The organism is Luteimonas sp. A501 (assembly GCF_054052085.1).
Genome location: NZ_JBSVRI010000002.1, coordinates 1 through 24,557, shown reverse-complemented (window position 1 = coordinate 24,557; position 24,557 = coordinate 1). Strand labels below are relative to the sequence as shown.

At 66.2% G+C, this 24,557-nt stretch carries 35 protein-coding genes; 2 read left to right on the top strand and 33 right to left on the bottom strand.

Going from position 1 to position 24,557, the window contains the following annotated elements; translation table 11 throughout:
- Positions 1–109 precede the first annotated feature (109 nt).
- The 4 genes from prpE to ACW7G5_RS06560 form a co-directional block, all read right to left on the bottom strand.
- A complete protein-coding gene (prpE, locus tag ACW7G5_RS06575; protein ID WP_457002958.1) occupies positions 110–1,996 on the bottom strand; it encodes a propionate--CoA ligase in 1,887 nt (628 codons plus the stop codon).
- Positions 1,997–2,539: 543 nt separating this feature from the next.
- On the bottom strand, positions 2,540–3,526 hold the full coding sequence (locus tag ACW7G5_RS06570) for a malate dehydrogenase (RefSeq protein ID WP_457002957.1): 987 nt from the start codon (positions 3,524–3,526) through the stop codon (positions 2,540–2,542).
- A 104-nt stretch (positions 3,527–3,630) separates the two neighbouring features.
- Positions 3,631–4,830, bottom strand: a complete 1,200-nt coding sequence (locus tag ACW7G5_RS06565) for an aminotransferase class I/II-fold pyridoxal phosphate-dependent enzyme (RefSeq protein WP_457002955.1) — start codon at positions 4,828–4,830, stop codon at positions 3,631–3,633.
- Positions 4,831–4,963: 133 nt separating this feature from the next.
- Positions 4,964–5,458 carry a peptidylprolyl isomerase gene (locus ACW7G5_RS06560; protein ID WP_457002953.1) on the bottom strand — a complete coding sequence of 165 codons (495 nt, stop codon included), beginning with the start codon at positions 5,456–5,458 and terminating at the stop codon, positions 4,964–4,966.
- 190 nt (positions 5,459–5,648) lie between these two features.
- On the opposite strand from ACW7G5_RS06560, the gene typA reads away from it, so the two are divergent.
- Positions 5,649–7,478, top strand: a complete 1,830-nt coding sequence (gene typA, locus ACW7G5_RS06555; protein ID WP_457002952.1) for a translational GTPase TypA — start codon at positions 5,649–5,651, stop codon at positions 7,476–7,478.
- The gene (locus ACW7G5_RS06550) at positions 7,475–8,059 is read left to right on the top strand and encodes a 2'-5' RNA ligase family protein (RefSeq protein WP_457002950.1); all 585 of its coding nucleotides are present in this window, start codon (positions 7,475–7,477) and stop codon (positions 8,057–8,059) included. The genes typA and ACW7G5_RS06550 overlap by 4 nt, the downstream gene beginning before the upstream one ends.
- 51 nt (positions 8,060–8,110) lie before the next feature.
- On the opposite strand, the gene ACW7G5_RS06545 is transcribed toward ACW7G5_RS06550, so the two are convergent.
- The 29 genes from ACW7G5_RS06545 to rpsJ all read right to left on the bottom strand — a co-directional run bounded on the left by ACW7G5_RS06545 (position 8,111) and on the right by rpsJ (position 24,041).
- Positions 8,111–9,505, bottom strand: a complete 1,395-nt coding sequence (locus ACW7G5_RS06545) for a class II 3-deoxy-7-phosphoheptulonate synthase (protein ID WP_457002949.1) — start codon at positions 9,503–9,505, stop codon at positions 8,111–8,113.
- Positions 9,506–9,574: 69 nt separating this feature from the next.
- Positions 9,575–10,081 (bottom strand): disulfide bond formation protein B, encoded by a 507-nt coding sequence (locus ACW7G5_RS06540; protein ID WP_457003948.1) that lies wholly within the window; start codon positions 10,079–10,081, stop codon positions 9,575–9,577.
- 91 nt (positions 10,082–10,172) lie between these two features.
- Positions 10,173–10,547, bottom strand: a complete 375-nt coding sequence (rplQ, locus tag ACW7G5_RS06535; RefSeq protein WP_343277310.1) for a 50S ribosomal protein L17 — start codon at positions 10,545–10,547, stop codon at positions 10,173–10,175.
- A 25-nt stretch (positions 10,548–10,572) separates the two neighbouring features.
- Positions 10,573–11,571 carry a DNA-directed RNA polymerase subunit alpha gene (locus tag ACW7G5_RS06530; RefSeq protein WP_457002947.1) on the bottom strand — a complete coding sequence of 333 codons (999 nt, stop codon included), beginning with the start codon at positions 11,569–11,571 and terminating at the stop codon, positions 10,573–10,575.
- A gap of 49 nt (positions 11,572–11,620) precedes the next feature.
- On the bottom strand, positions 11,621–12,256 hold the full coding sequence (gene rpsD / locus ACW7G5_RS06525) for a 30S ribosomal protein S4 (protein WP_457002945.1): 636 nt from the start codon (positions 12,254–12,256) through the stop codon (positions 11,621–11,623).
- 14 nt (positions 12,257–12,270) lie between these two features.
- Positions 12,271–12,660, bottom strand: coding sequence for a 30S ribosomal protein S11 (gene rpsK / locus ACW7G5_RS06520; protein ID WP_343255862.1), 390 nt, complete (start codon positions 12,658–12,660; stop codon positions 12,271–12,273).
- Positions 12,661–12,672: 12 nt separating this feature from the next.
- Positions 12,673–13,029: a 30S ribosomal protein S13 gene (gene rpsM, locus ACW7G5_RS06515; protein ID WP_343255863.1), complete on the bottom strand. Its 357-nt coding sequence runs from the start codon at positions 13,027–13,029 to the stop codon at positions 12,673–12,675.
- A gap of 345 nt (positions 13,030–13,374) precedes the next feature.
- Positions 13,375–14,730, bottom strand: coding sequence for a preprotein translocase subunit SecY (gene secY / locus ACW7G5_RS06510; protein ID WP_343255864.1), 1,356 nt, complete (start codon positions 14,728–14,730; stop codon positions 13,375–13,377).
- 7 nt (positions 14,731–14,737) lie between these two features.
- Positions 14,738–15,172 carry a 50S ribosomal protein L15 gene (gene rplO / locus ACW7G5_RS06505; RefSeq protein WP_457002942.1) on the bottom strand — a complete coding sequence of 145 codons (435 nt, stop codon included), beginning with the start codon at positions 15,170–15,172 and terminating at the stop codon, positions 14,738–14,740.
- Between the two features lie 4 nt (positions 15,173–15,176).
- Positions 15,177–15,374: a 50S ribosomal protein L30 gene (gene rpmD, locus ACW7G5_RS06500; RefSeq protein WP_144892887.1), complete on the bottom strand. Its 198-nt coding sequence runs from the start codon at positions 15,372–15,374 to the stop codon at positions 15,177–15,179.
- The gene (rpsE, locus tag ACW7G5_RS06495) at positions 15,367–15,900 is read right to left on the bottom strand and encodes a 30S ribosomal protein S5 (RefSeq protein WP_457002940.1); all 534 of its coding nucleotides are present in this window, start codon (positions 15,898–15,900) and stop codon (positions 15,367–15,369) included. Before rpsE ends, rpmD begins: the two co-directional genes overlap by 8 nt.
- A gap of 172 nt (positions 15,901–16,072) precedes the next feature.
- Positions 16,073–16,426, bottom strand: a complete 354-nt coding sequence (gene rplR, locus ACW7G5_RS06490) for a 50S ribosomal protein L18 (protein WP_343255867.1) — start codon at positions 16,424–16,426, stop codon at positions 16,073–16,075.
- 30 nt (positions 16,427–16,456) lie between these two features.
- The gene (gene rplF, locus ACW7G5_RS06485) at positions 16,457–16,984 is read right to left on the bottom strand and encodes a 50S ribosomal protein L6 (RefSeq protein ID WP_457002938.1); all 528 of its coding nucleotides are present in this window, start codon (positions 16,982–16,984) and stop codon (positions 16,457–16,459) included.
- 13 nt (positions 16,985–16,997) lie between these two features.
- Entirely contained in the window at positions 16,998–17,393 is a 396-nt protein-coding gene (gene rpsH, locus ACW7G5_RS06480; RefSeq protein ID WP_343255869.1) for a 30S ribosomal protein S8, read from the bottom strand.
- Positions 17,394–17,474: 81 nt separating this feature from the next.
- Positions 17,475–17,780: a 30S ribosomal protein S14 gene (gene rpsN / locus ACW7G5_RS06475; protein WP_457002936.1), complete on the bottom strand. Its 306-nt coding sequence runs from the start codon at positions 17,778–17,780 to the stop codon at positions 17,475–17,477.
- Between the two features lie 15 nt (positions 17,781–17,795).
- On the bottom strand, positions 17,796–18,338 hold the full coding sequence (rplE, locus tag ACW7G5_RS06470; protein ID WP_343255871.1) for a 50S ribosomal protein L5: 543 nt from the start codon (positions 18,336–18,338) through the stop codon (positions 17,796–17,798).
- 11 nt (positions 18,339–18,349) lie between these two features.
- On the bottom strand, positions 18,350–18,664 hold the full coding sequence (gene rplX / locus ACW7G5_RS06465; protein ID WP_457002934.1) for a 50S ribosomal protein L24: 315 nt from the start codon (positions 18,662–18,664) through the stop codon (positions 18,350–18,352).
- Positions 18,665–18,686: 22 nt separating this feature from the next.
- Entirely contained in the window at positions 18,687–19,055 is a 369-nt protein-coding gene (gene rplN, locus ACW7G5_RS06460) for a 50S ribosomal protein L14 (protein WP_343255873.1), read from the bottom strand.
- A 12-nt stretch (positions 19,056–19,067) separates the two neighbouring features.
- A complete protein-coding gene (rpsQ, locus tag ACW7G5_RS06455) occupies positions 19,068–19,334 on the bottom strand; it encodes a 30S ribosomal protein S17 (RefSeq protein ID WP_457002932.1) in 267 nt (88 codons plus the stop codon).
- 13 nt (positions 19,335–19,347) lie between these two features.
- Entirely contained in the window at positions 19,348–19,533 is a 186-nt protein-coding gene (rpmC, locus tag ACW7G5_RS06450) for a 50S ribosomal protein L29 (RefSeq protein ID WP_343255875.1), read from the bottom strand.
- A complete protein-coding gene (gene rplP / locus ACW7G5_RS06445) occupies positions 19,533–19,946 on the bottom strand; it encodes a 50S ribosomal protein L16 (protein ID WP_343255876.1) in 414 nt (137 codons plus the stop codon). Before rplP ends, rpmC begins: the two co-directional genes overlap by 1 nt.
- Positions 19,947–19,949: 3 nt before the next feature.
- Entirely contained in the window at positions 19,950–20,690 is a 741-nt protein-coding gene (gene rpsC / locus ACW7G5_RS06440; protein WP_457002929.1) for a 30S ribosomal protein S3, read from the bottom strand.
- Positions 20,691–20,694: 4 nt separating this feature from the next.
- The gene (gene rplV, locus ACW7G5_RS06435) at positions 20,695–21,030 is read right to left on the bottom strand and encodes a 50S ribosomal protein L22 (protein WP_343255878.1); all 336 of its coding nucleotides are present in this window, start codon (positions 21,028–21,030) and stop codon (positions 20,695–20,697) included.
- 10 nt (positions 21,031–21,040) lie between these two features.
- Positions 21,041–21,307: a 30S ribosomal protein S19 gene (gene rpsS / locus ACW7G5_RS06430; protein WP_343255879.1), complete on the bottom strand. Its 267-nt coding sequence runs from the start codon at positions 21,305–21,307 to the stop codon at positions 21,041–21,043.
- 6 nt (positions 21,308–21,313) lie between these two features.
- Entirely contained in the window at positions 21,314–22,141 is an 828-nt protein-coding gene (gene rplB, locus ACW7G5_RS06425) for a 50S ribosomal protein L2 (protein WP_457002927.1), read from the bottom strand.
- Between the two features lie 10 nt (positions 22,142–22,151).
- Positions 22,152–22,451, bottom strand: a complete 300-nt coding sequence (rplW, locus tag ACW7G5_RS06420; RefSeq protein ID WP_457002925.1) for a 50S ribosomal protein L23 — start codon at positions 22,449–22,451, stop codon at positions 22,152–22,154.
- Positions 22,448–23,053 carry a 50S ribosomal protein L4 gene (gene rplD, locus ACW7G5_RS06415; protein ID WP_457002923.1) on the bottom strand — a complete coding sequence of 202 codons (606 nt, stop codon included), beginning with the start codon at positions 23,051–23,053 and terminating at the stop codon, positions 22,448–22,450. Before rplD ends, rplW begins: the two co-directional genes overlap by 4 nt.
- Before the next feature lie 12 nt (positions 23,054–23,065).
- On the bottom strand, positions 23,066–23,719 hold the full coding sequence (gene rplC, locus ACW7G5_RS06410) for a 50S ribosomal protein L3 (RefSeq protein WP_457002921.1): 654 nt from the start codon (positions 23,717–23,719) through the stop codon (positions 23,066–23,068).
- A gap of 10 nt (positions 23,720–23,729) precedes the next feature.
- Positions 23,730–24,041: a 30S ribosomal protein S10 gene (gene rpsJ / locus ACW7G5_RS06405; RefSeq protein ID WP_024891232.1), complete on the bottom strand. Its 312-nt coding sequence runs from the start codon at positions 24,039–24,041 to the stop codon at positions 23,730–23,732.
- Positions 24,042–24,557 lie beyond the last annotated feature (516 nt).

The window sequence follows — 24,557 nt, the reverse complement described above, 5'->3', positions numbered from 1 at the left end:
CCCCGCGACCGCCCCGGGCGCAGGGCGCGCAGGCGCTGCCAAGGCCTGTTCGCGAGTCGGCAGCCGGAGGCATCCCGGGCCGCCCGTCGCGGCAATTTCCCGGAACAGCTCAGCTGCCGGCGTCGGCGCCGCGTTCGATCGCGTCACGGATGTCATCGAGCGCGCCCGGATCATCAAGCGTGGACAGGTCGCCGGGATCGCGCGACTCGGCAAGGGCCTGGATCGAGCGCCGCAGCAGCTTGCCCGAGCGCGTCTTGGGCAGCGACGCAACCACGTAGATCCGCGCCGGGCGCGCGATCGCGCCCAGCTGCTCCACCACCCTGCCCTGCATCTCGTGCGCGGCCAGGGACGCGTCCGCGGCCTGCTTCAGCGTGGCGAACACCACCGGCACCTGGCCCTTGATCGCGTCGTGCACGCCGATCACCGCGACCTCGGCCACGCCCGGATGGCCCGACACCGATTCTTCGATCTCGCGCGTGCCCAGGCGATGCCCGGCCACGTTGATCACGTCGTCGGTGCGCCCGAGGATGTACGCGTAGCCGTCCTCGTCGCGGATCGCCCAGTCCAGCGAGCTGTAGAGCGGCTCCCGGAAGTGGCTGAAGTAGCTGGCGATGAAGCGCTCGTCGTTGCGCCAGACCGTGCTCAGGCATCCCGGCGGCAGCGGCGGCTGGATCACCAGCACGCCCTTCTCGCCGGCCGGCGCGTCCTCGCCGGTGACCTCGTTGATCACCCGCAGCCTGTAGCCCAGGTTCGGCAGGCCCGGCGAGCCCAGCTTGACCGGCTTCATGTCCAGCCCCGGCATCAGGGTCAGCACTGGCCAGCCGGTCTCGGTCTGCCAGTAGTTGTCGATCACCGGCTTGCCGAGCACGCCGGAGATCCAGCTCGCGGTGGGCTCGTCCAGCGGCTCCCCGGCCAGGAAGAGGTGCTCGAGCTTCGACAGGTCGCGATCGGTGATGTACGTGGTGTCGAACTTCTTCAGCACCCGCAGCGCGGTGGGCGCGGAAAACAGCGTGCGCACGCCGTAGCGTTCGCAGAGCTCCCACCAGATGCCCGGATCCGGCCGGGTCGGCATTCCCTCGTAGATGATCGAGGTGGCGCCCGCGATCAGCGGCCCGTAGACGTTGTAGGAATGCCCCACCACCCAGCCGATGTCGGAGGTGGAGAACATCACCTGCCCGGCGCGGATGTCGTAGACCGCCCACATCGACAGCGCCAGCGCCACCGCGTAACCGCCGACGTCGCGCTGCACGCCTTTGGGGGTGCCGGTGGTCCCGGAGGTGTAAAGGATGTAGCTGGGTTCGTTGGACTCCAGCCACTGCACGGGCACCTGTGCGTCTTCGTGGCCGCGCCGCAGCGTCGCGTAGTCGAGGTCGCGGCCCTCCTGCATCGGCACCTCGGCCAGCCCGCGGCTGACCACCAGCACGCGCGCCGGCGGATGCGCGGCCTGGGCCAGCGCCTCGTCCACCAGCGGTTTGAAGGGGATGACCTTGCCGCCGCGGCTGCCGGCGTCGGCGCAGACCAGCACCTTCGGCTCGGCGTCGTCGATCCGCAGCGCCAGGTTCTTCGAGGCGAAGCCGCCGAACACCACCGAGTGGATCGCGCCGATGCGCGCGCAGGCCAGCATCGCCACCACCGCATCCACTGTGTGCGGCATGTAGATCACCACCCGGTCGCCCTTGCCCACGCCCAGCGAGCCGAGCACGGCGGCGAACACGTTCACTTCACGATGCAGTTCGCGGTAGCTCAGCTCGCGGACGCTGCCGGTCTCGGTGGAACAACCCACCAGCGCGAGCTGGTCGCCGCGCGCGTCGAGGTGCCGGTCGACCGCGTTGTGGCACAGGTTGGTCTCGCCGCCGACGAACCATTTTCGGAACGGCGGGTTGGAGTAGTCGAGGATCTTCTCCGGCGCCTTGTGCCAGTAAATGGCTTCGGCCTGCTCGGCCCAGAAGGCCTCCGGCTCCTCGACCGAACGCCGGTACACGTCTTCGTAGCGCATGGCGGCCTCCAATGGTTCGATCGAGGCTAGTCCGCCACGCCGCCACGCGCGCTACGACGTTGGTCGAATGCCTTCACCGCACCGTGGTGGTCAGCGCTGCCCGTCCGTACCCAGGGGGTGGGCTGTGGCGCTATTCGGCTTCGGACCGAAGATCAAAAGCGGGGCGCCCGCGTGGCCGGGCCGTGATCGTCAGGTCCGGTGAGGGCTCGATCGCTCCGGACGTAGGCGCGCTTGCTCCAGCCGACCGCCCAGAAGCTCCGGGTCCGCCGTGGATGCAGGGGGGATGTCCAGAGCCGGCCATGGATGGCCGGCGGCCGGATGATGGGAGCAGGACGCGAAGACATCCGGCTGGGCATCCCCCCTGCGTCCACGGCGGGCAGCGTGCACCCTCACGGAGAGCAGCGCGCGCGCCCACGGAAATCAGTGTGCCCCCAACGAAGCCACCACCTGGAAGCCCCTCAACCGGGAGAAGAGCCAAACGAAAACGACCGGGCCAGGCCCGGTCGCTTCGATGCGGCATGCGGGACGGGTCCCGCATCGATGTCAGCCCAGCAGGTGGGCGACGCCCGCGCGCTCTTCCTCGAGCTCGGCCAGCGTCCTGTCCATCGCCGCGCGGCTGAATTCGTCGACTTCCAGCCCCTCGACGCGGGTGTACTCGCCGTTCTCCGTGGTCACCGCCACGCCGTAAATCACGCCTTCGGGGATGCCATAGCTGCCGTCCGACGGCACGCCCATGGTCACCCACTTGCCGTTCGAACCCAGCACCCAGTCGCGGATGTGGTCGATGGCGGCGTTGGCGGCGGAGGCGGCCGAGGACAGACCGCGGGCCTCGATGATCGCCGCACCGCGCTTGCCGACCTGCGGGATGAACGCATTCGCGTTCCAGTCGGCATCATTGATGCGGTCCTTCAGCGACTCGCCCTTGACGGTGGCGAAGCGGTAGTCGGGATACATGGTCGGGCTGTGGTTGCCCCAGACCACCAGCTTCTCGATGTCACCCACGGCCACGCCGGCCTTGTTGGCGAGCTGGCTCAGCGCGCGGTTGTGGTCCAGGCGCAGCATGGCGGTGAAGTTCGCAGCCTTCAGGTCCGGCGCCGACTTCATCGCGATCCAGGCATTGGTGTTGGCCGGGTTTCCGACCACCAGCACCTTGACGTCGCGGCTGGCGACCTTGTTCAGGGCCGCGCCCTGGGCGGTGAAGATCTTCGCGTTCTCCAGCAGCAGATCCTTGCGCTCCATGCCCGGGCCGCGCGGACGCGCGCCGACCAGCAGGGCGATGTCGGCGTCCTTGAACGCCACGTCCGGATCATCGGTGCCGACCATGCCGGCCAGCAGCGGGAACGCGCAGTCCTCGAGCTCCATCATCACGCCCTTGAGCGCGGCCTGGGCCTTTTCCATCGGCAGCTCGAGCATCTGCAGGATGACGGGCTGGTCACGGCCCAGCATGTCGCCGGAGGCGATGCGGAACAGGAGGGCATAGCCGATCTGGCCGGCGGCGCCGGTGACGGCAACTCGGACGGGGGTCTTCATGTGGGTGGCTCCGGATGCGTGGGACTGGAGGAAAACGGGATGCGCAATGGCGCTGTCGGCTGGCGGCCGGGACCGTGATCGGGACCCGGCCGCCGTGGGCGGACTCAGGACAGTTCGGCGAAGAATTCCTGGATGCGCGCCAGGCCCGGCGCCAGCTGCGGCGTCGGGCAGGTGTAGCTGATGCGCAGGCCGCGCGGCTCGCCGAAGGCCGAACCCGGCACGCAGGCCACGCCCTTGGCTTCGAGCAGCGCGTTGCACAGGTCGACGTCGTTGGCGATGAGCTTGCCGTCGTGCGACTTGCCGAAGGCGCAGCTGATGTCGGGGAAGGCGTAGAACGCGCCCTGCGGCACCGGGCAGACCACGCCGGGGATGGCGTTGAGCGCGGCCACGACCTGGTCGCGCTTGGCCTGGAACTCGGCGCAGCGCTCGGCCGGCACGTCCTGCGGGCCGGACAGCGCAGCCGTGGCGGCGGCGGCCACGACTTCGGGCAGGCTGGTGATGTGGTTCGAGTTCATGACCGTCACCGCCTGGGCCACGACCTCGGGACCGGCCATCAGGCCGACGCGCCAGCCCGGCATGCCATAGGTCTTGGACAGCGAATCGACGAAGATCACGCGGTCGCGCAGCTCGGGGCGCGCCTGCACGAAGTTGTGGTAGCCGAGATCGTCGAACACCATCTTGTTGTAGATGTCGTCGGTGATGATCCAGGTGTCGGGATGGCGCGCGATGACGTCCGCCAGGGCGGCGATCTCGTCCTTCGTGTAGACCATGCCCGTCGGGTTGGACGGGTTGTTGAACAGGAACACCCTGGGCTTCTTCGCCAGCGCGGCGTCGAGCTGGGCCGGGGTGAGCTTGTAATCCTGCTCGGGCGGGCACGGCAGCAGCTGGATGTCGGCGCCGACGATCTCGGCGATGTCCATGTAGCTGGTCCAGTACGGCGTGGCGAAGGCGAAGCCGTCGCCCTCGTCCAGCAGCGCCTCGGCCAGGTTGTACAGGATGTGCTTGGCGCCGACGCCGGTCGCGCAGTTGGCGCGCGTGTAGCCGGTGAGTCCAAGGCCGTCCATGTGCGCGATGAACGCGTCAAGCAGCGCGTTGGCGCCGCGGTTGTTGCCGTACTGGCCGGAGTCGGACTCCAGCGACTTGCGCGCGGCGGCGTAGACATGCTCGCCGGGCAGGAAGTTGGGGACGCCGATCGAGAAGCTGATGATGTCGCGGCCTTCGGCCTTCAGGCGCTGGGCCGTCTCGGCCACGACCATGATCGCGCTGGGCTTGGCGCGACCCATGCGCTTGGCAAGCTTGGGCATTGCGGGAACCTCGGGATTCTGGGAGGGATTCTTGGGAGTCCGGGACGCGACGCGCGGCTGTCCGCTGCACGCGCGGCAGCCGCCTATTCTAGCATCGCGCCCCCGCCCGGCCCGGCTCTCGGGCCGGCATGGGTCAGGCCGACATCACCTTGTTCCACTCGGCCACGCGGTCGGCCTTCGCGGCCAGCACCGCGTCGACATCGCCCTCGATCTTCACCGACTTGATGGCGTCGCCCTGCTTGACGGCGTCGACCACGTCCAGGCCCTCGGTGACCTTGCCGAACACCGTGTGCTTGCCGTCCAGCCAGTCGGTCTTGATGTGCGTAATGAAGAACTGGCTGCCATTGGTGCCCGGGCCGGCATTGGCCATCGACAACACGCCGCGGTCATGCTTCACGCCATTGCTGGTCTCGTCCTCGAACTTGTAGCCGGGGCCGCCGGTGCCGGTGCCCTTGGGGCAGCCGCCCTGGATCATGAAGTCCGGGATCACGCGGTGGAAGCCCAGGCCGTCGTAGAAACCACGCTTGGCGAGGTTGACGAAGCTGGCAACGGTCAGCGGGGCCTTGTCGGGGTAGAGCTCGACCTTGATCTGGCCACGGTCGGTGTCGAAAACGGCGTTCAGGGACATTTCGGGATTCCTGCGTTGGGGTCGAAAACGTGGCCGGCGGGACATCACCGCCGGCCTCGGGGCTGAGATGGAGCCGCTCTGGTTATTTGCAATACTTTTGCGCGGGCCTTGAACGCAGTATAATGATCGGCTCACCCGAACCAGGTCCCGCGCGCCCTGCCCCAAGAAGGCACGAGGTGCGGTTTTCCCGATGTCCATCGAACGCCTCCGCAACATCGCCATCGTCGCCCACGTCGACCACGGCAAGACCACCCTCGTAGATTGCCTGCTCAAGCAGTCGGGCACGTTCAATGAACGCACGGTCATGACCGAGCGCGTGATGGACAGCAACGACCAGGAAAAGGAACGTGGCATCACGATCCTCTCCAAGAACACCGCCATCAACTGGAATGGCAACCGCATCAACATCGTCGACACCCCTGGACACGCCGACTTCGGTGGCGAGGTCGAACGGGTGCTGTCGATGGTCGACTCGGTGCTGATCCTGGTCGACGCGATGGACGGCCCGATGCCGCAGACGCGCTTCGTGACCCAGAAGGCGTTCGCGATGGGCTTCAACCCGATCGTGGTGGTCAACAAGATCGACCGCCCCGGCGCGCGCCCGGACTGGGTGATCGACCAGGTGTTCGACCTGTTCGACAAGCTCGGCGCCACCAACGAGCAGCTCGACTTCCCGATCGTCTACGCCTCGGCCCTGCATGGCTACGCCAGCCTGGATGACAGCGTCCGCGACGGCGACATGACCCCGCTGTACGAAGCGATCATGAAGCACGTACCGGCGCCGACGGTGGACCCGGACGGCCCGTTCCAGATGCGCATCAGCCAGCTGGACTACAACAACTTCGTCGGCCTGATCGGCATCGGCCGCATCCAGCGCGGCACGGTGCGGACCAACATGGCGGTGAGCGTGGTCGACCGCCACGGCAAGAAGCGCCAGGCCAAGGTGCTGCAGGTGCTGGGCTTCCTGGGCCTGGAGCGCGTCGAGGTCGAGAGCGGCAACGCCGGCGACATCCTTGCCCTCTCCGGCATCGCGGACCTGTCGATCTCCGACACCATCTGCGCGCTCGACACGCCCGAGGCGCTGCCCGCGCTGACCGTCGACGAGCCCACCATCAGCATGACCTTCCAGGTCAACAACTCGCCGTTCGCCGGCAACAAGGACCGCAGCGGCGGCAAGTTCATCACCAGCCGCCAGATCCGCGAGCGCCTTGAGCGCGAGACGCTGCACAACGTCGCGCTGAAGGTCGAGGAAGGTTCGGATCCGGACAAGTTCCTGGTCTCCGGCCGCGGCGAGCTGCATCTGTCGGTGCTGATCGAGACCATGCGCCGCGAGGGCTTCGAACTCGCCGTGTCGCGCCCGGAAGTCATCATCAAGGAGATCGACGGCCAGCAGATGGAGCCCGTCGAGCAGCTGGTGATCGACATCGAGGAAGTGCACCAGGGCGGCGTGATGGAGAAGCTCGGCATCCGCAAGGGCCAGCTGAAGAACATGGAGTCCGACGGCAAGGGGCGCGTGCGGCTGGACTACATGATCCCGGCGCGCGGCCTGATCGGCTTCCAGAACGAGTTCAAGACCCTGACCCAGGGCACCGGCCTGCTGTTCCACGTGTTCGACCATTACGGCCCGAAGGAACAGGGTGCGATCGCCAAGCGCAGCAACGGCGTGATGATCGCCAACGCGCCGGGTGCGACTCCCGCGTACTCGCTCGGGCCGCTCGAAGAGCGCGGCAAGCTGTTCGCGGCAGAGGGCGACAACGTCTACGAGGGACAGCTGATCGGCATCCACTCGAAGGACAACGACCTCACCGTCAATGCCATCAAGACCAAGCCGCTGACCAACATGCGCGCCTCCGGCAAGGACGACGCCATCAAGCTGACGCCGGCGATCAAGTACACGCTGGAGCAGGCCCTGGACTTCATCGAGGACGACGAGCTGGTCGAGGTCACCCCGAAGGAAATCCGCCTGCGCAAGAAGCACCTCAGCGAAACCGACCGCAAGCGGGCCAGCCGCTCGGCGTGAGCGGGGCGCTGTTCCCGGGGTGGAGGCCTGGCGCCGACGCCCGTGGGCAGCTGGCCACGCTCGTGGCCGGGATCGAGGCGGCGCGGCCTGCGGACGGACCGCGCCTGCAGCTCCGCCGCCCCGACCAGTGGCACGCCACCCTGTGCTTCATCGGCTACGACGCGATGGACATGTTCACGCCATCGCTGCGCGAGGGCCTGGCCGACGCCGCGCGGCGCATTCCGGCGCACGTGTTCCAGGTCGCGCGCGTCGCGTATTGGGCAGGCTCCGGCGCCGTGGTCGCGCTTCCACGTGATTGTCCCGAACTCCAGGCGCTGTGCGACGCCACGCGCGACGCCATTCGCCGCTGCGGCATCAAGCCGCTGCAGGCAACCACCCAGCCCCATGTGACCCTGGCCTACCTGGAACGCCAGCTGCCCGCGCAACCCTGGCTGGACGCCGTCCGTTGCCCGGACAAGGCATTGCGCGTCGACGGCTTCGAACTGCTGTTCAACCCGGGAGGGCGATACGAGGCGCTGGGCGAATGGCCGCTGACCGGCGCCGCGCTCCCCCAGGTGCCGCTGCAGGCGGGACTTTTCTAGCGCCCTTCCACCGCCGGTGGCGACCGCCGACCCGGCGGCCGCCCAGGCCGCTCAGGCCCTGGCCGGAACGTTCAACTGCTCGTGCTTGCGCACGATCAGCATCGCGATCTCGAGCGACTGCTCGTAGTTGAGGCGCGGATCCACCATCGTGCGGTATGCACGCTCGAGGTCGCACTCGGCAAGGTCGCGCGCGCCGCCGGTGCATTCGGTCACGTCCTCGCCGGTGAGCTCCAGGTGCACGCCGCCCAGCCTGGTCCCCGCGGCCGCGTGGAGGTCGAAGCTCTGCTCGATCTCGCTGCGGATGTTGTCGAAGCGCCGCGTCTTGTAGCCGTTGCTGGTCGACTCGGTGTTGCCGTGCATCGGGTCGCAGATCCACAGCACGCGACGCCCCTCCCGCTTGACGGCCTCCAGCAGCGGCGGAAGCCGCTCGGCGACCTTGCCGGCGCCCATGCGGCAGATCAGGCCAAGCCGCCCCGGCTCGTCCGCCGGGTTGAGCAGGTCGACCAGGCGAAGCAGTTCGTCGGGCGCCGTCGACGGGCCGATCTTCACCGCCACGGGATTGCGGATGCCGCGGAAATACTCGGCGTGGGCACCGCCGGCGGCCGCGGTGCGCATGCCGATCCACGGAAAATGGGTGCTGAGGTTGAACCAGCCCCACTGCCGCGGCACCTCGCGCGTCAGCGCCTCCTCGTAGGGCAGCAGCAGCGCTTCGTGCGACGTGAAGAAGTCGACGCGGTTGAGGTTGTGCACCTCGGTACCGGACAGCGTTTCCATGAAGCGCACGGCTTCGCCGATGTTGCCCACCATGCGTTGGTAATCCTCGGCCAGGGGCGAATGCGTCACCCAGCCAAGGTCCCAGTATTCGGGGTGGTGAAGGTCGGCAAAGCCGCCATCGATCAGCGAGCGCACGAAGTTCATGGTCATCGCCGAGCGCGCATGCGCCTTGACCATGCGCCGGGGATCGGGAATCCGGGAGGCGGGGCTGAACTCGGGGCCATTGACCATGTCGCCGCGATAGCTCGGCAAGGTGACGTCGCCGCGGGTTTCGGTATCAGCCGAGCGTGGCTTGGCGTACTGGCCGGCGAAGCGCCCCACCCGCACCACGGGCAGGCGCAGGCCGTGCACGAGCACCAGGCTCATCTGCAACAGCACCTTCAACCGGTTAGAGATCACTTCGGCACTGCAATCGCTGAAATTCTCGGCGCAGTCCCCGCCCTGCAGCAGGAACCGCCGACCCTCCTGGGCCTCCGCCAGCTGCTGCTTGAGCGCCATGATCTCCCATGACGTTACCAGCGGCGGAAGCGCCCGGACCTCGTCCTGGACGCGCGCAAGCTCGCCGGCGTCCGGGTAGGTGGGCAGCTGCAACGCGGCGCGGCCGCGCCAGGTTCCTGGCGCCCAGGCTTCGGGGATGTTCACGGCTTGGAGGTTTCGTTCTTTTACGGGCATTGGAGTTCGCGGTTGTTGCACTGCAGCGACAGCCATCATCCGCCGCCGCGCCGCGTATCGCAATGGTCGTCAGCGATGGCGTCGTGGACGGAAGGCCGCGACCACGAACAGGATCGCCAGCAGCACGAACCACACCAGGCTCCACGCCGGCATCGACAGGCCGAGGAAGGTCCAGTCGACGTTGCCGCAGTCACCGCTTCCCGTCAGCACCTTGCGGATCACGTTGCCGGTCGACATGGTTTCGCGCATGAACGACAGCGGCGGGCCGCAGCCGGGGATCTCCGGCGGGTTGTACTGCATCCAGACATGACGCCCGGCAATCGCCATGCCGACGGCGGCAGCGAGGAAGCCGAGGACCCCGTAGAACCCCCTGCCCCCTGCCCCGCGCGGCGAGTGCAGGGCAGCAAGCAGGAAGACCAGGCCCAGCGCGGCGAAGGCGATGCGCTGGAAAATGCACAACGGGCACGGCTCAAGGCCCCAGGCGAACTGGGAGTAGATCGCGAAGCCGATCAGCGCTGCGCAGATCGCAAAGCCGGCGAAGCATTGCTGGCGGAACGACCAGCGGAAGGGATTCAGGTTCATCGATGGGCTCGCGCGAAACGGACGCCAAGATAGCAAAAACCCCGGCGAATGGCCGGGGCTCGTGCATGGCGGACGACTGCGGGGATTACTCCGCCGCGGCCTCGGGCCGGTCGACGAGCTCGACGTAGGCCATCGGCGCGTTGTCGCCGTCGCGGAAACCGCACTTGATGATGCGGAGGTAGCCGCCCGGACGCTCGCGGTAACGCGGGCCCAGGTCGACGAACAGCTTGCCCACGGCTTCCTTGTCGCGCAGGCGCGAGAAGGCCAGGCGGCGGTTCGCGACGCCGTCGGTCTTGCCCATGGTGATCAGCGGCTCGGCGACGCGGCGGAGCTCCTTGGCCTTCGGGAGCGTGGTCTTGATCAGCTCGTGCTTGAGCAGCGACGCCGCCATGTTGGTGAACATGGCATCGCGGTGTGCGCTGGTGCGGCTGAACTTGCGGCCGGATTTCTGGTGGCGCATGGTCTTGGTTCCTGTCTGTCTGGTCTTAGCCGAGCATGCCGTGCGCCGAGACGCCGGCCGGCGGCCAGTTCTCGAGCTTCATGCCGAGCGAGAGGCCACGCTGGGCCAGCACTTCCTTGATCTCGGTGAGCGACTTCTTGCCGAGGTTGGGGGTCTTGAGCAGCTCGACTTCCGTCTTCTGGATCAGGTCGCCGATGTAATAGATGCTCTCGGCCTTGAGGCAGTTGGCCGAACGCACGGTCAGCTCCAGGTCGTCGATCGGGCGCAGCAGCACCGGATCAACGCCCGGGGTCTGGACCTTCTGGTCGTTGCCCTCGCGGCGGGTGAAATCGCCGAAGACGCTGAGCTGGTCGGTGAGGATGTCGGCGGCGGTGCGCACGGCTTCCTCGGCGTCGATCGTGCCGTTGGTCTCGATGTCGAGCACCAGCTTGTCGAGGTCGGTGCGCTGTTCGACGCGGGCCGCTTCGACCTCATAGGCGACGCGACGGACCGGCGAGAACGACGCGTCCAGCATCAGGCGACCGATGGAGCGGGTCTCTTCGTCCGGGCGGCGGCGGGCGGCAGCCGGCTGATAGCCGAAGCCGCGCTCGATCTTCAGGCGCATGTTGATCGACGCATCCTTGGTGAGATGGCAGATCACGTGCTCGCCGTTGAGGACTTCGACGTTGTGGTCGGTCTTGATGTCGGCGGCGGTCACGACGCCCGGGCCGGACTTGGCCAGGGTGAGCGTGGAGCTGTCGCCGGTGCCCATGCGGATGGCGACGTCCTTGAGGTTCAACAGCACCTCGAGCACGTCTTCCTGCAGGCCTTCGATGGTGCTGTACTCGTGCAGCACGCCGTCGATCTCGACCTCGGTAATGGCGAAACCGGGGATCGACGACAACAGCACGCGGCGCAGGGCGTTGCCGAGCGTATGGCCATAGCCGCGCTCGAGCGGCTCGATCACGACCTTCGCGCGGTTTCCGGCGAGTCGTTCGATCTGGGGGCCACGCGGGCGCAGGACCTGGTTGGCGGTAACCGTCATGTTTGGTGTCTCCTGTGGCCTGCCGGGATGAACCGGCGGGCCGGGTGAATTACTTCGAGTACAGCTCGACGATCAGCGCTTCGTTGATGTCCGCGGGCAGGTCGCCGCGGTCCGGGACCGCCTTGAACACGCCGCTGAACTTCTTCGAGTCGACCTCGACCCAGGACGGCGAAAGGTCCATGGTCGCAAACACCGTCAATGCTTCCTGGACGCGCATCTGCTTCTGGGCCTTCTCGGACAGCGCGATCGCGTCGCCTGCCTTGACCTGGTAGGACGGCAGGTTCACGGACTTGCCGTTGACCGTGACGCCACGATGCGAAACCAGCTGGCGCGCGGCCGGGCGGGTGATCGCGAAGCCCATGCGGTAGACGACGTTGTCCAGGCGGGTTTCCAGCAGTTGCAGGAGGTTCTCGCCGGTGTTGCCCTTCGTGGTCGAAGCCTTCTTGTAGTAGTTGCGGAACTGGCGCTCCAGCAGGCCGTAGATGCGCTTGACCTTCTGCTTCTCGCGAAGCTGCAGGGCATAGTCGGAAAGCTTGCTGCGACGTGCACCGGTACCGGCGCCGTGCTGGCCGGGCTTCTGCTCCAGCTTGCACTTGGAATCCAGCGCGCGGGCGGGCGACTTCAGCGAGAGGTCGGCGCCTTCGCGGCGGGCGAGCTTACAGGTGGGTCCGATATAACGAGCCATTTCTTATCGCCCCCTTAGACGCGACGCTTCTTCGGCGGACGGCACCCGTTATGCGGGATTGGCGTCACGTCGATGATGTTGGTGATCTTGTAGCCCACGTTGTTCAGCGAGCGGACGGCGGACTCACGGCCCGGGCCCGGTCCCTTGATGCGGACTTCAAGCGACTTCACGCCGTAGTCGAGCGCAACCTTGCCGGCCTTTTCGGCGGCGACCTGGGCTGCGAACGGGGTGGACTTGCGCGAGCCGCGGAAACCCGCGCCGCCCGAAGTCGCCCACGACAGGGCGTTGCCCTGGCGGTCGGTGATCGTGATGATGGTGTTGTTGAACGAAGCGTGGACGTGGGCGATGCCGTCGGTGACGACGCGCTTGATCTTCTTCTTCGGTTTGGCTGCCGGCTTGGCCATGGTGGTGGTTCCTTATTTCCTGATGGCCCTGCGCGGACCCTTGCGGGTACGGGCATTGGTCCGGGTGCGCTGGCCGCGAAGCGGAAGGCCGCGACGGTGACGAAGGCCGCGGTAGCAGGCCAGGTCCATCAGACGCTTGATGGCCATGCCGATTTCGCGGCGGAGGTCGCCCTCGACCGCGAACTTGCCGATTTCGGCGCGCAAGCGCTCGACGTCCGGCTCCGAAAGGTCGCGGATCTTCGTGGACGAATCCACGCCTGCGGCATCGCAGACCTGCTTCGAACGGGTACGGCCAATGCCGTAGATGCTTTGCAGCCCAACCCAGACGTGTTTCTGGGCAGGCAGGTTGACACCTGCAATACGCGCCATGCGCGGATCTCCAACTGTTTGGGGCAGCCGAATGGGTATCCGGCGCAGTGAACAAGAAATTGTATCAGAATCCCGGCAGTCAATAAAGCCCGCGGCCGCTAAAAAAGCGTCCGACCGGCCCGGCATGGGGAGTGTGCCCATGCTCCGGCGACGGCTCCCTGGCTGGGCCGGCCCTTTGGGGGACCTGCCCGCCCGGCGCTACTCTGGCGCCGGGACGGCCCTGGAACCACCTGCGCGCGGGATCGCCGCGCAGGTCGCCCATCAAGGCCCAGCCGTGAAACGGCCGGGCCTGGATCCTTCGGCGCTGCCGGCAATGCCGGCGGCCCTCGGGATCCGTTCGAATCTTCAGCCGCGCGGCAAGCTGCGCGCGCCACCCTTGAGGTTGGACTTCTTCAGCAGGCTCTCGTACTGGTGCGACATCAGGTGCGCCTGGATCTGGGAGATGAAATCCATCACCACCACCACCACGATCAGCAGCGACGTACCGCCGAAATAGAACGACGCGTTGAGCTCGGTACGCATGAACTCCGGGAGCAGGCAGACCAGCACCAGGTAGGTGGCGCCGGCAGCCGTCAAACGGGTCAGCACACCGTCGATGTAGTCGGCCGTGGCCTTGCCCGGCCGGATGCCCGGGATCAGCGCGCCCGACTTCTTCAGGTTGTCCGCGGTTTCCTGGGAATTGAAGACAAGCGCGGTGTAGAAGAACGTGAAGCCCGCGATCAGACCCGCATACAGCAGGATGTACAGCGGCTCCCCGGGCGACAGCGCCTGGCTGACGCGCTGCAGCCAGGTGGCGGAGCCGGCCTGGCTGAACCAGGTCGAGGCCGTGGCCGGGAACATGATGATCGACGAGGCGAAGATCGCGGGGATCACGCCAGCCATGTTCAGCTTGAGCGGCAGGAACGAACTCTGGTTCATGTACGCGTTGCGACCACCCTGGCGGCGCGCGTAGTTGACCGTGATCCGGCGCTGGCCGCGCTCGACGAACACCACGAAGTAGGTGAACGCGACCACGATCAGCGCGATCATGATCACCGCGATCGGGCTCATGTCCCCGTTGCGGGCGGCCTCGAACGTAGTGATGACCGCGCTCGGAAGCCCGGCCACGATGCCGGCGAAGATGATCAGCGACACGCCGTTGCCAATGCCGCGTTCGGTCACCTGCTCACCCAGCCACACCAGGAACATGGTGCCCGCCGTGAGCGCGATGATTGCGGTCAGAACGAAGCCGATGCCCGGCGCGTAGACCACGGGGATGCCATTGCTGGCGCCCGAGCTCTGCAGGGCCACGGCGATGCCGGCCGACTGGAACACCGCCAGCGGGATCGAGCCGATGCGCGACCACTGGGTGATCCGGCGACGACCCGACTCGCCTTCCTTCTGGATCGCCTTCAGGCTCGGCACGATCTGCACCAGCATCTGGATGATGATCGATGCCGAGATGTAGGGGATCACGTTGAGCGCGAACAGGCTGAAGCGCGAAAGCGCACCACCGGAGAACATGTTGAACATGTCCACGATGGTGCCTTCCTGCTGCTCCATCAGGCGCAGCATGGCGTCGGGGTTCACGCCGGGCACCGGGATGTAGCAGCCGATGCGATAGACGATCAGCGCCCCGACGACGAACAGCAGGCGCTGGCGCAGCTCGGTGAATTTTCCGAGCCCGCCCATGCCACCCATTGCGCTGCCGCTGCGTGCCATGCGTCGCTTACTCCTCGACCTTGCCGCCGACGGCTTCGATCGCCGCACGGGCACCGGCCGTCGCAAGAATGCCCTTCAGCACCAGCGCCCGGGTCACGTCACCCTTGAGGACGATCTTCGCGCGCTTGGCCGTGGCCGGCACCAGCTTCGCGGCGCGCAGCGCCTTGAAGTCGATGTCGCCCTCGAGGCGGTCGAGGTGGTAAAGCATGACTTCGGCGGTATCGCCGGCGATGCGCGAGCGGAAACCGACCTTCGGCAGGCGCTTGCGAAGCGGCATCTGGCCGCCTTCGAAGCCGGCCTTGATCTTGCCCTTGCCCGAGCGGGCGAAGGAACCCTTGTGGCCACGGCCGGCGGTCTTGCCGAGGCCGGAGCCGATGCCGCGGCCGACGCGCTTGCGATCGGTGCGGGCGCCCTCTGCGGGCTGCATGGTGTTGAGCTTCATGTGCTTATTCCTCGACCCGGACCAGATAGTGGACCTTGTTGATCAGGCCACGGACCTGCGGGCTGTCCTTCAGTTCGCGGACGGAGTTGAGCTTGCCCAGGCCCAGGGCCTTGACGGACAGGCGGTGCTTGGCCTGCGAGCCGCGCAGGCCCTTGACCAGGCGCACCTTGACGGTGCCGGTGCCGGCTTCGTTCTTAGCCATTGAGGATGTCCTCCACCTTCTTGCCGCGCTTGGCCGCGATGGCGCCAGGCGAATGCATGCCGGCCAGGCCCTTGACCGTGGCTCGGACGAGGTTGATCGGGTTGCGCGAGCCGACGGCCTTGGCCAGCACGTCCTTCACGCCCACCGCCTCGAGCACGGCGCGCATGGCGCCACCGGCGATCACGCCGGTACCTTCGGACGCGGGCATCATGAACACGCGGGCGGCGCCATGGCCGGCCTTGACCGTGTGGTACAGCGTGCCGCCGTTGAGCTCGACGTTGGCCATGTTGCGGCGCGCCTGCTCCATCGACTTCTGGATGGCCATCGGGACCTCGCGGGCCTTGCCGTAGCCGAAGCCGACCTTGCCGGCGCCGTCACCGACCACGGTCAGCGCGGTGAAGGTGAACTGGCGACCACCCTTGACGGTCTTGCTGACGCGGTTGACCGTGATCAGCTTCTCGATCATCCCGTCGTCGATTTCCTCGCGGTTGCGGTCGCGACCGCGCGGGGAGCGTTCTTCTGCCATTTTGATGCTGCCTGTGTTGTTGAAGGATGTACGGCTTTCAGCCGCTTATGGTTGTGATATGGATCGGTGGACCGCGTTCCCGGGCAGAAGCCGGGAGGCGTCCGATGCAGCCCGCATCGGCAGATAGGCTTGGGTGGGGACGGTGCCCCACCCTTTCAACACGTCGTGACGCTTAGAACTGCAGGCCACCTTCGCGCGCGGCGTCGGCCAGGGCCTTGATCCGCCCATGATACCTGTAACCGGACCGGTCGAAGGCAACCGAATCGATCCCGGCGGCCTTGGCCTTCTCGGCGATCGCGCGGCCGACCTTGGCGGCGGCCTCGGTATTGCGACCGTTCTTCAGGCCGTCGCGGACGTCGGCCTGGGTGGTGCTGGCCGCAGCCAGGACCTTGGAGCCGTCGGCGGTGAACAGCTGGGCGTAGAGGTGCTGGCCGGTGCGCAGCACCGACAGGCGCGGCACGCCGAGGTTGCGGATATGCGCGCGCGTGGATTTGGCGCGGCGCAGGCGGGCAATTTTCTTCTGCATGGTCTCGTTCTCCGAAAGCTGAAGGCCGGCTTAGGCCTTCTTGGCTTCCTTGCGGATGATGTTCTCGCCGGCGTACTTGACGCCCTTGCCCTTGTACGGCTCCGGCGGGCGGTAGCCGCGGATCTTCGCTGCGACCTCACCAACCTGCTGCTTGTCGGCGCCGTTGACCACGATCTCGGTCTGCGTCGGGGTGCTGATGGTGATCCCCGCCGGCGGCTTGAACAGCACCGGATGGGAAAAGCCCAGCGACAGGTTCAGGTCCTGGCCCTGCATCGCGGCACGGTAGCCGACGCCGACCAGCTCGAGCTTGCGCTCGAAGCCCTCGGACACGCCCTGCACCATGTTGGCGATGACCGAACGCATGGTGCCGGTGATGGCCATCTGCTCCGGGGTTTCCGGCGAAAGCACGGCCTGGCCGTCTTCCATCCTGAGTTCGACGCCCAGCGGCATCGCCATCGACAGGGCACCCTTGGGGCCCTTCGCGGCAACGGTGCCGTCCTGGATCTTCAGCTCGACGCCCTTCGGAAGGGCAATCGGCTTCTTGGCAATTCGGGACATTGCGGTTACTCCCTTAGGCCACGAAGCACAGAACCTCACCGCCGACGCCCTGTTGGCGCGCCTGCGCATCGGTCATGATGCCCTTCGAGGTGGAGATGATTGCGATGCCGAGGCCGTTGAGGACCTTCGGCAGATCGGCCTTGCCACGATACTGGCGCAGGCCGGAGCGGGAAAAGCGCTGCATGCGCTCGATGACCGGACGGCCTTCGTAATACTTGAGCTCGATCTCGAGTTCGGCCTTGGCGCCATTCTCGATCACGCGCGCCTCGGCGATGTAGCCCTCGTCCTGCAGCACCTTGGCGATGGCCACCTTGGTCTTGGAGGACGGCATCTTCACCGTCGGCTTGCCGACAGCCGCCGCATTGCGCATGCGGGTCAGCATATCGGCGATGGGATCAGTCATGCTCATTTGAAATCACCTTATGAGTGCACCGATATCCGCAGGATTGCGAATTCGTTGTAACCGGCCTTGCGGCCGGCCTGGAACCTGTTACCAGCTGGCCTTGCGCAGGCCGGGGACGTCGCCGTTCATCGTCGCCTTGCGCAGCATGTTGCGGCCGAGGCCGAACTTCTTGTACACGGCGCGCGGACGGCCGGTCAGGGCGCAGCGCGTGGTCTGGCGCGAAGGCGAGGAGTCACGGGGCAGCTTCTGCAGCTTGACCGCGGCATCCATCTTCTCTTCGTAGCTCGCGGACTCGCTGCTGACGACTTTCTTCAGTTCGTCGCGCTTGGCGGCGAACTTCTTCGCCAGCTTCGCGCGCTTCACTTCGCGGTTGATCATTGAAGTCTTGGCCATTGTCTCTCTGTCCGGTCAGTTGCGGAACGGGAAGCGGAACGCCTCCAGCAGGGCGCGGGCTTCCTCGTTGGTCTTGGCGGTCGTGGTGATGGCGATATCCATTCCACGCAGCGCGTCAACCTGGTCGAAGTCGACCTCCGGGAAGATGATCTGCTCTTTCACGCCCATGTTGTAGTTGCCACGGCCGTCGAACGAACGACCCGACACGCCGCGGAAGTCGCGGACGCGCGGCAGGGCAACGTTCACCAGGCGATCGAAGAACTCGTACATCTTCGCGCGGCGCAGCGTGACCTTGCAGCCGATCGGCCAGCCGTCGCGGATCTTGAACGAAGCCACCGAAACGCGCGACTTGGTGACAAGCGCCTTCTGGCCGGTGATCTTGGCCATGTCGGCGGTTGCGTGCTCGAGCACCTTCTTGTTGGCCGCGGCCTCGCCCACGCCCATGTTGAGCGTGATCTTCGACAGGCGCGGGACCTGCATCGGATTGGTGTAGCCGAACTGCTCGGTGAGCTTCGGCACCACTTCTTCCTTGTAGAACTTTTCCAGACGGGTGGTCATTTCAGCATTCCTCAGGCGTCAATCGCCTCACCACTCGAGCGGAACACGCGTACGCGGCGTCCATCCTCGAGGACCTTGGTTCCGATGCGCTCGCCCTTGCCGGAGGCAGGGTTGAAGTGCATCACGTTCGAAGCGTCGATCGGAGCTTCACGCTCGATCACGCCGCCCGGCTGGTTGGCCTGGGGATTCGGCTTGGTGTGGCGTTTGATCATGTTGACGTTGGAGACAACGACCTTCTCGCCGAGCACGCGGACGACTTCGCCCTGCTTGCCCTTGTCCTTGCCGGCGGTGACGACGACGCGGTCACCCTTCTTGATGCGGTTCATGTCGGTTTCCTCTTCGTCCGGCTCAGAGCACTTCGGGTGCGAGCGAGACGATCTTCATGAACTTCTCGGAGCGCAGCTCGCGGGTAACGGGCCCGAAGATGCGGGTGCCGATCGGCTCCTGCTTGTTGTTGAGCAGCACGGCGGCGTTGCCGTCGAAGCGGATCAGCGAACCGTCGGGGCGACGAACGCCCTTGCGGGTGCGCACCACGACCGCGTCGTAGACCTCGCCCTTCTTGACCTTGCCGCGGGGGATGGCGGTCTTGACCGACACCTTGATGATGTCGCCAATGCCTGCGTAGCGGCGCTTCGAGCCGCCCAGCACCTTGATGCACATCACTTCCTTGGCACCGGAGTTGTCGGCCACGGCCAGGTGGCTCTGCATCTGGATCATTTCGGAGCCTCCTTATTCAGCCGAGCGCGCGACGATCTCGACGACGCGCCAGTTCTTGGTCTTGGACATCGGCGCAATTTCCACCACGCGGACGGTATCGCCCTCGTTGCAGGAATTCTCAGCGTCGTGGGCGTGCAGTTTGGTCGAGCGACGGATGTACTTGCCGTACAGCTCGTGCTTGACCTGGCGCTCGATGAGCACCGTCACGGTCTTGTCCATCTTGTTGCTGACAACGCGGCCTTCGACCGTGCGCAGCTTCTTTTCGGTATTTTCGGTCATGTCTGCCCGGTCCTTACTGCTTGGCGCCAAGGAGGGTGTTGACGCGAGCAATCTCGCGGCGCACCCGACGGGCGTCGTGGGTCTTGGAAAGCTGGCCGGTTGCCTTCTGCATGCGGAGCGAGAACGACTCCTTCTGCAGCTCGAGCAGATGGGCCTTCAGCTCGTCCGTCGACTTTTGGCGGAGTTCCTTGATTTCCATCAGCGCACCGTCCGGGTCACGAAAGTGGTGGTGACCGAGAGCTTGGCGGCCGCCAGGCGGAATGCCTCGCGTGCGGTCGCCTCGTCAACGCCCTCGATCTCGTAGATCATGCGGCCGGGCTGGATCTGGGCAACCCAGAACTCCACGCTGCCCTTGCCCGAGCCCATGCGCACTTCGATCGGCTTCTTGGAGATCGGCTTGTCCGGGAACACCCGGATCCACATCTTGCCGCCGCGTTTCACGTGGCGGCTGATGGCGCGACGCGCCGACTCGATCTGGCGTGCGGTCAACTGGCCGGTCTGAGTGGCCTTGAGGCCGAACTCGCCGAAGCTGACGGCATTGCCGCTCCAGGCAAGGCCGTCGTTGCGGCCCTTGTGCATCTTGCGGTATTTGGTTCGCTTGGGTTGCAGCATGACTTAGTCCCTCGCCTCGCGATCACGGCGCGGGCCACGCGGACGATCGCGGTCACCGCGGTCGCCACGCTCGCCACGCGGCGAATCGTCCTGCTTTTCCTGGCCGACCTGGGCGAAGTCGAAGATCTCGCCCTTGTAGATCCAGGTCTTGATTCCAATGATGCCGTAGGTGGTCTTCGCCTCGGCAAAGCCGTAGTCGATGTCGGCACGCAGCGTATGCAGCGGCACGCGACCCTCGCGGTACCACTCCGAACGCGCGATCTCGGCGCCGTTCAGGCGACCACCGACGTTGACCTTGATGCCCAGCGCGCCCAGGCGCATCGCGTTGCCGACGGCACGCTTCATCGCGCGGCGGAACATGATGCGGCGCTCGAGCTGCTGCGCGATCGATTCGGCGACCAGCTGCGCGTCGAGCTCCGGCTTGCGGACCTCGGTGACGTTGATGTGCGCCGGGACGCCCATCATCGCGCTGACTTCCTTGCGCAGCTTCTCGATGTCTTCGCCGCGCTTGCCGATCACCACGCCCGGACGGGCGGTGTGGATCGTCACGCGGGCCGACTTCGACGGCCGTTCGATCAGGATGCGGCTGATACCGGCGGCCGCCAGCTTCTTGCGAAGCATCTCACGGACCTTCAGGTCCGAGATCAGGTACTCGGCGTAATCCTTCTTGCCGGCATACCACTTGGAGTTCCAGTCCTTGGCGATGCCAAGGCGGAAGCCGGTCGGATGAACTTTGTGACCCATATGCTTACTTCCCCTCGCCGACAACGACGGTGATGTGGCTGGTGCGCTTGAGGATGCGCGTGCCGCGACCCTTGGCGCGCGCCATGAAGCGCTTCAGCGTCGGGCCTTCGTCGACCATGATCGTCTTGACCCTGAGCTCGTCGACGTCGGCACCGAGGTTGTTCTCGGCGTTCGACGTGGCCGAGTACACGACCTTGTAGATCAGGTGCGCGGCCTTCTTGTCGCTGAACTTCAGCAGGTCGAGGGCACGCGAGGCCGAGAGGCCGCGGACCTGGTCGGCGACCAGGCGAGCCTTCTGCGGGGAGATGCGCACGGTGCGCAGGATTGCCTTCGCTTCCATTGTCATCTCCTTAACGCGACTTCTTGTCGCCGCCATGACCCTTGAAGGTCCTGGTCAGGGCGAACTCGCCAAGCTTGTGGCCGACCATGTTCTCGTTGACGAGCACCGGGACGTGATTGCGGCCGTTGTGCACGGCGATGGTGTAACCAACCATCTCCGGCAGCACCATCGAACGGCGCGACCAGGTCTTGATCGGACGCTTGGTGTTACCCGCGGCTTCCACCTTCTTGACGAGGTGATGGTCGACGAACGGGCCCTTCTTGAGTGAACGTGCCATGGTCTATCAGCTCCTGCGGTCGCGCACGATGAACTGCTGCGTCCGCTTGTTATGGCGGGTCTTGTAGCCCTTCGTCGGGACGCCCCACGGGGTGACCGGATGCGGGTTGCCCTGGCCGGCCTTCGCCTCGCCACCGCCGTGCGGATGGTCGACCGGGTTCATGGCCGCACCGCGCACGGTCGGCTTGATGCCGAGCCAGCGCTTCGCACCGGCCTTGCCCAGCTTCTGCAGGTTGTGCTCGACGTTGCCGACTTCACCGATGGTGGCACGGCACTCGGCCGGCACGCGACGCATCTCGCCCGAACGCAGGCGAAGCGTGGCATACACGCCTTCGCGGGCGACCAGCTGCACGCCGGCGCCGGCTGCACGGGCGATCTGCGCGCCCTTGCCCGGCTTCATCTCGATGCAATGCACCGTGGAACCGACCGGGATGTTGCGCAGCGGCAGGGTGTTGCCGGCGCGGATCGGGGCGTCGTTGCCCGCGATCACCTGGTCGCCGGCCTTCAGGCCCTTGGGAGCGATGATGTAGCGGCGCTCGCCGTCGACGTAGCACAGCAGCGCGATGTGCGCGGTGCGGTTCGGGTCGTACTCGATCCGCTCGACGCGCGCCGGAATACCTTCCTTGTCGCGCTTGAAATCGATGATGCGGTAGTGCTGCTTGTGGCCACCACCGATGTGGCGCGTGGTGATGCGCCCATGGTGGTTGCGGCCACCCGAGCGGCTCTGCTTCTCGAGCAGCGGCGCATAGGGCTCACCCTTGTGCAGCTCCGGGGTGACCACGCGGACCGCCGAACGGCGACCGGCGGAAGTTGGCTTGAATTTCATCAATGGCATGGGGGCTTCCTCAGGCCTTGGCGTTCATGACGTCGATCGACTGACCGTCGGCGAGCTTCACGTAAGCCTTGCGCCAGTCGGCGCGACGGCCGTTGCGATTGCGGAAGGCTTTCTGCTTGCCTTTCACGTTCAGCACGTTGACCGATTCGACCTTGACGTCGAACAGCTTCTCGACCGCGATCTTGATGTCGGCCTTGGTGGCATCGGTGGCGACTTCGAACGCGTACTGGTTGGACGCTTCCTGCAGGCGCGCGGTCTTCTCGGACACGCGCGGCGCACGGATCAGCGCATAGAGCTTGGCGTCGTTCATGCCAGCCACTCCTCGATCTTCTTGATGGCGTCCGCGGTGACCAGCACGCTGTCGGCACCGACCAGCGAAACCGGATCCAGGCCCTGGACGTCGCGGATCTGCACGTACGGCAGATTGCGCGCCGACAGGTACAGGCTGTCCGAGGCCTCCTCGGTGACGATCAGCGGACGCTTGCCGAGGTCGAAGCCCTTGAGCATCTCGGCGAACGCGCTGGTCTTGGTCTCGGTGACGTCGAAGGACTCGACGACCTGCAGACGGCCCTGGCGGTTGAGCTCGGACAGGATCGCCGACATCGCCGCGCGGTACATCTTGCGGTTGACCTTCTGCTCGAAGCTGCGCGGCTTGGCCGCGAAGGTCACGCCACCGCCAACGAAGATCGGAGCCGTCAGTGCGCCGTGACGCGCGCCGCCGCCCTTCTGCTTCTTCGACTTCTTGGTGGTGCCGCGGACTTCCGAGCGCGTCTTCTGCGCCTTGGTGCCGGCACGGCCGGCGTTGCGGTACGCGACCACGACCTGGTGAACCAGGTCACGGTTGAATTCGCGGCCGAACACCACTTCGGAAACCGACACCTTGCTGCTGCTATCCCTGATAGAGAGTTCCATCGTCATCTCTCCTTAACCCTTGCTCGCGGGACGCACGATCACGTCTCCGCCCGGTGCGCCAGGAACCGCGCCCTTCACGGCAATCAGGCCGCGCTCGGCGTCGACCCGGACCACTTCGAGGTTCTGCGTGCTCTGCTGCACCGCGCCCATGTGGCCGGACATCTTCTTGCCCGGGAACACGCGGCCCGGCGTCTGGCGCTGGCCGATCGAGCCCGGCGAGCGGTGCGACAGCGAGTTGCCGTGCGTCGCGTCGCCCATGCTGAAGTTCCAGCGCTTGATCGTGCCCTGGAAGCCCTTGCCCTTGGTCACGCCCTGGACGTCGACCATCTGGCCGACCTCGAAGATGTCGGCCTTCACTTCGCCGCCAACCTCGAAGCCACCGACCTGGTCGTCGGCAACGCGGAATTCCCAGAGGCCACGACCCGCCTCGACCTTGGCCTTGGCCAGGTGACCGGCCTCGGGCTTGTTCACCAGCACGGCGCGCTTGCTGCCGACGGCGACCTGCACGGCGCTGTAGCCGTCGGTTGCGCTGGTCTTCACCTGCGTGATGCGGTTGGGGGTGGCTTCGATCAGGGTCACCGGCACGGACTGGCCGCCTTCGGTGAACACCCGGCTCATGCCGGCCTTGCGACCGACGATACCCAGCGAATATTTCTTCGCAGTCATGTCAGTGGCCTCAGGTCAGCTTGATCTGGACGTCGACGCCAGCCGCGAGCTCGAGCTTCATCAGCGCGTCCACGGTCTTGTCGTTGGGGTCGACGATGTCGAGCACGCGCTTGTGCGTGCGGGTTTCGTACTGGTCGCGCGCGTCCTTGTCGACGTGCGGCGACGTAAGGATGGTGTAGCGCTCGATCTTGGTCGGCAACGGGATCGGGCCGCGCACCTGGGCGCCGGTCCGCTTGGCCGTTTCGACGATCTCGCTGGCCGAACGGTCGATCAGTCGATGATCGAACGCCTTCAGCCGGATCCGGATCTTTTGGTCCGCCATGACGGAATTCCTTCGTTAAAAGAGCGACAGGCCCGCGGCTGGGTGCGCGGAACCCCAAATGGATTCATTGGCAACCAGGACTGACGACCCGCGCCCTGGCGACCTTCCCTGCAAAAAACAAGGCAGACCGGTGACCCGGTCCGCCCAGACGGAGAAGCGAACGTGACAACTCCCCTGGTCCGCTATGTCCCGAAGAACTTCGGGAGGGACCGGGGTACTGCCGCGCGACGTGTTCCCTGTCTGGCGAAAACGAGGTGCGTCCTGCTCCTCATTTCGCGGTTCCGGCGCGCCCCCGAAGAGACTTGCCGAAGTAGTCGGACATTATAGACACCTATCCGCCAGCCGCGCAACACCTTCGGCCAACAAATTGCGAGGAGCGCCGGCATCGTCAAGGCCGTCGGCGTGAGCCGATGGCCGCTGGCGTTATCCGGCCTGCTGGCAGGCCGGATCAACGTCAGCACATATCGCGGCGGCCAACGGCCGCCGGGATATGACTCTTTACTTGATGATCTTGGC

Excerpts from the sequence above, each read along its gene's own strand:
- ACW7G5_RS06530 (WP_457002947.1), bottom strand. The coding sequence starts at position 11,571 with ATGACGGTTACCGCCAACCAGGTCCTGCGCCCGCGTGGCCCCCAGATC.
- rpmC (WP_343255875.1), bottom strand. The coding sequence starts at position 19,533 with ATGGAAATCAAGGAACTCCGCCAAAAGTCGACGGACGAGCTGAAGGCC.
- typA (WP_457002952.1), top strand. The coding sequence starts at position 5,649 with ATGTCCATCGAACGCCTCCGCAACATCGCCATCGTCGCCCACGTCGAC.
- rplX (WP_457002934.1), bottom strand. The coding sequence starts at position 18,664 with ATGAACCGCATCAAGAAGGGTGACCGCGTCGTCGTCACCGCCGGCAAG.
- rplV (WP_343255878.1), bottom strand. The coding sequence starts at position 21,030 with ATGGAAGCGAAGGCAATCCTGCGCACCGTGCGCATCTCCCCGCAGAAG.
- rpsS (WP_343255879.1), bottom strand. The coding sequence starts at position 21,307 with ATGGCACGTTCACTCAAGAAGGGCCCGTTCGTCGACCATCACCTCGTC.
- rpsM (WP_343255863.1), bottom strand. The coding sequence starts at position 13,029 with ATGGCGCGTATTGCAGGTGTCAACCTGCCTGCCCAGAAACACGTCTGG.
- rplN (WP_343255873.1), bottom strand. The coding sequence starts at position 19,055 with ATGATCCAGATGCAGAGCCACCTGGCCGTGGCCGACAACTCCGGTGCC.
- secY (WP_343255864.1), bottom strand. The coding sequence starts at position 14,730 with ATGGCACGCAGCGGCAGCGCAATGGGTGGCATGGGCGGGCTCGGAAAA.
- rpsE (WP_457002940.1), bottom strand. The coding sequence starts at position 15,900 with ATGGCAGAAGAACGCTCCCCGCGCGGTCGCGACCGCAACCGCGAGGAA.
- rplE (WP_343255871.1), bottom strand. The coding sequence starts at position 18,338 with ATGACCACCCGTCTGGAAAAGTTCTACAAGGAAGAAGTGGTGCCGAAG.
- ACW7G5_RS06570 (WP_457002957.1), bottom strand. The coding sequence starts at position 3,526 with ATGAAGACCCCCGTCCGAGTTGCCGTCACCGGCGCCGCCGGCCAGATC.
- rplB (WP_457002927.1), bottom strand. The coding sequence starts at position 22,141 with ATGCCATTGATGAAATTCAAGCCAACTTCCGCCGGTCGCCGTTCGGCG.
- rpsJ (WP_024891232.1), bottom strand. The coding sequence starts at position 24,041 with ATGGCGGACCAAAAGATCCGGATCCGGCTGAAGGCGTTCGATCATCGA.
- rplD (WP_457002923.1), bottom strand. The coding sequence starts at position 23,053 with ATGGAACTCTCTATCAGGGATAGCAGCAGCAAGGTGTCGGTTTCCGAA.
- rpmD (WP_144892887.1), bottom strand. The coding sequence starts at position 15,374 with ATGGCTAAGAACGAAGCCGGCACCGGCACCGTCAAGGTGCGCCTGGTC.
- rplP (WP_343255876.1), bottom strand. The coding sequence starts at position 19,946 with ATGCTGCAACCCAAGCGAACCAAATACCGCAAGATGCACAAGGGCCGC.
- rpsK (WP_343255862.1), bottom strand. The coding sequence starts at position 12,660 with ATGGCCAAGCCGGCAGCCAAACCGAAGAAGAAGATCAAGCGCGTCGTC.
- rplQ (WP_343277310.1), bottom strand. The coding sequence starts at position 10,547 with ATGCGCCACCAGAAATCCGGCCGCAAGTTCAGCCGCACCAGCGCACAC.
- rpsQ (WP_457002932.1), bottom strand. The coding sequence starts at position 19,334 with ATGACCGAAAATACCGAAAAGAAGCTGCGCACGGTCGAAGGCCGCGTT.
- rplO (WP_457002942.1), bottom strand. The coding sequence starts at position 15,172 with ATGAAGCTCAACACCATGCAGCCCGCAGAGGGCGCCCGCACCGATCGC.
- rplF (WP_457002938.1), bottom strand. The coding sequence starts at position 16,984 with ATGTCCCGAATTGCCAAGAAGCCGATTGCCCTTCCGAAGGGCGTCGAG.
- rpsH (WP_343255869.1), bottom strand. The coding sequence starts at position 17,393 with ATGAGCATGACTGATCCCATCGCCGATATGCTGACCCGCATGCGCAAT.
- ACW7G5_RS06565 (WP_457002955.1), bottom strand. The coding sequence starts at position 4,830 with ATGCCCAAGCTTGCCAAGCGCATGGGTCGCGCCAAGCCCAGCGCGATC.
- rplW (WP_457002925.1), bottom strand. The coding sequence starts at position 22,451 with ATGAACGACGCCAAGCTCTATGCGCTGATCCGTGCGCCGCGCGTGTCC.
- prpE (WP_457002958.1), bottom strand. The coding sequence starts at position 1,996 with ATGCGCTACGAAGACGTGTACCGGCGTTCGGTCGAGGAGCCGGAGGCC.
- rpsD (WP_457002945.1), bottom strand. The coding sequence starts at position 12,256 with ATGGCTCGTTATATCGGACCCACCTGTAAGCTCGCCCGCCGCGAAGGC.
- rpsN (WP_457002936.1), bottom strand. The coding sequence starts at position 17,780 with ATGGCCAAGACTTCAATGATCAACCGCGAAGTGAAGCGCGCGAAGCTG.
- ACW7G5_RS06545 (WP_457002949.1), bottom strand. The coding sequence starts at position 9,505 with ATGCCCGTAAAAGAACGAAACCTCCAAGCCGTGAACATCCCCGAAGCC.
- rplC (WP_457002921.1), bottom strand. The coding sequence starts at position 23,719 with ATGACTGCGAAGAAATATTCGCTGGGTATCGTCGGTCGCAAGGCCGGC.
- rplR (WP_343255867.1), bottom strand. The coding sequence starts at position 16,426 with ATGCAGAAGAAAATTGCCCGCCTGCGCCGCGCCAAATCCACGCGCGCG.
- ACW7G5_RS06560 (WP_457002953.1), bottom strand. The coding sequence starts at position 5,458 with ATGTCCCTGAACGCCGTTTTCGACACCGACCGTGGCCAGATCAAGGTC.
- rpsC (WP_457002929.1), bottom strand. The coding sequence starts at position 20,690 with ATGGGTCACAAAGTTCATCCGACCGGCTTCCGCCTTGGCATCGCCAAG.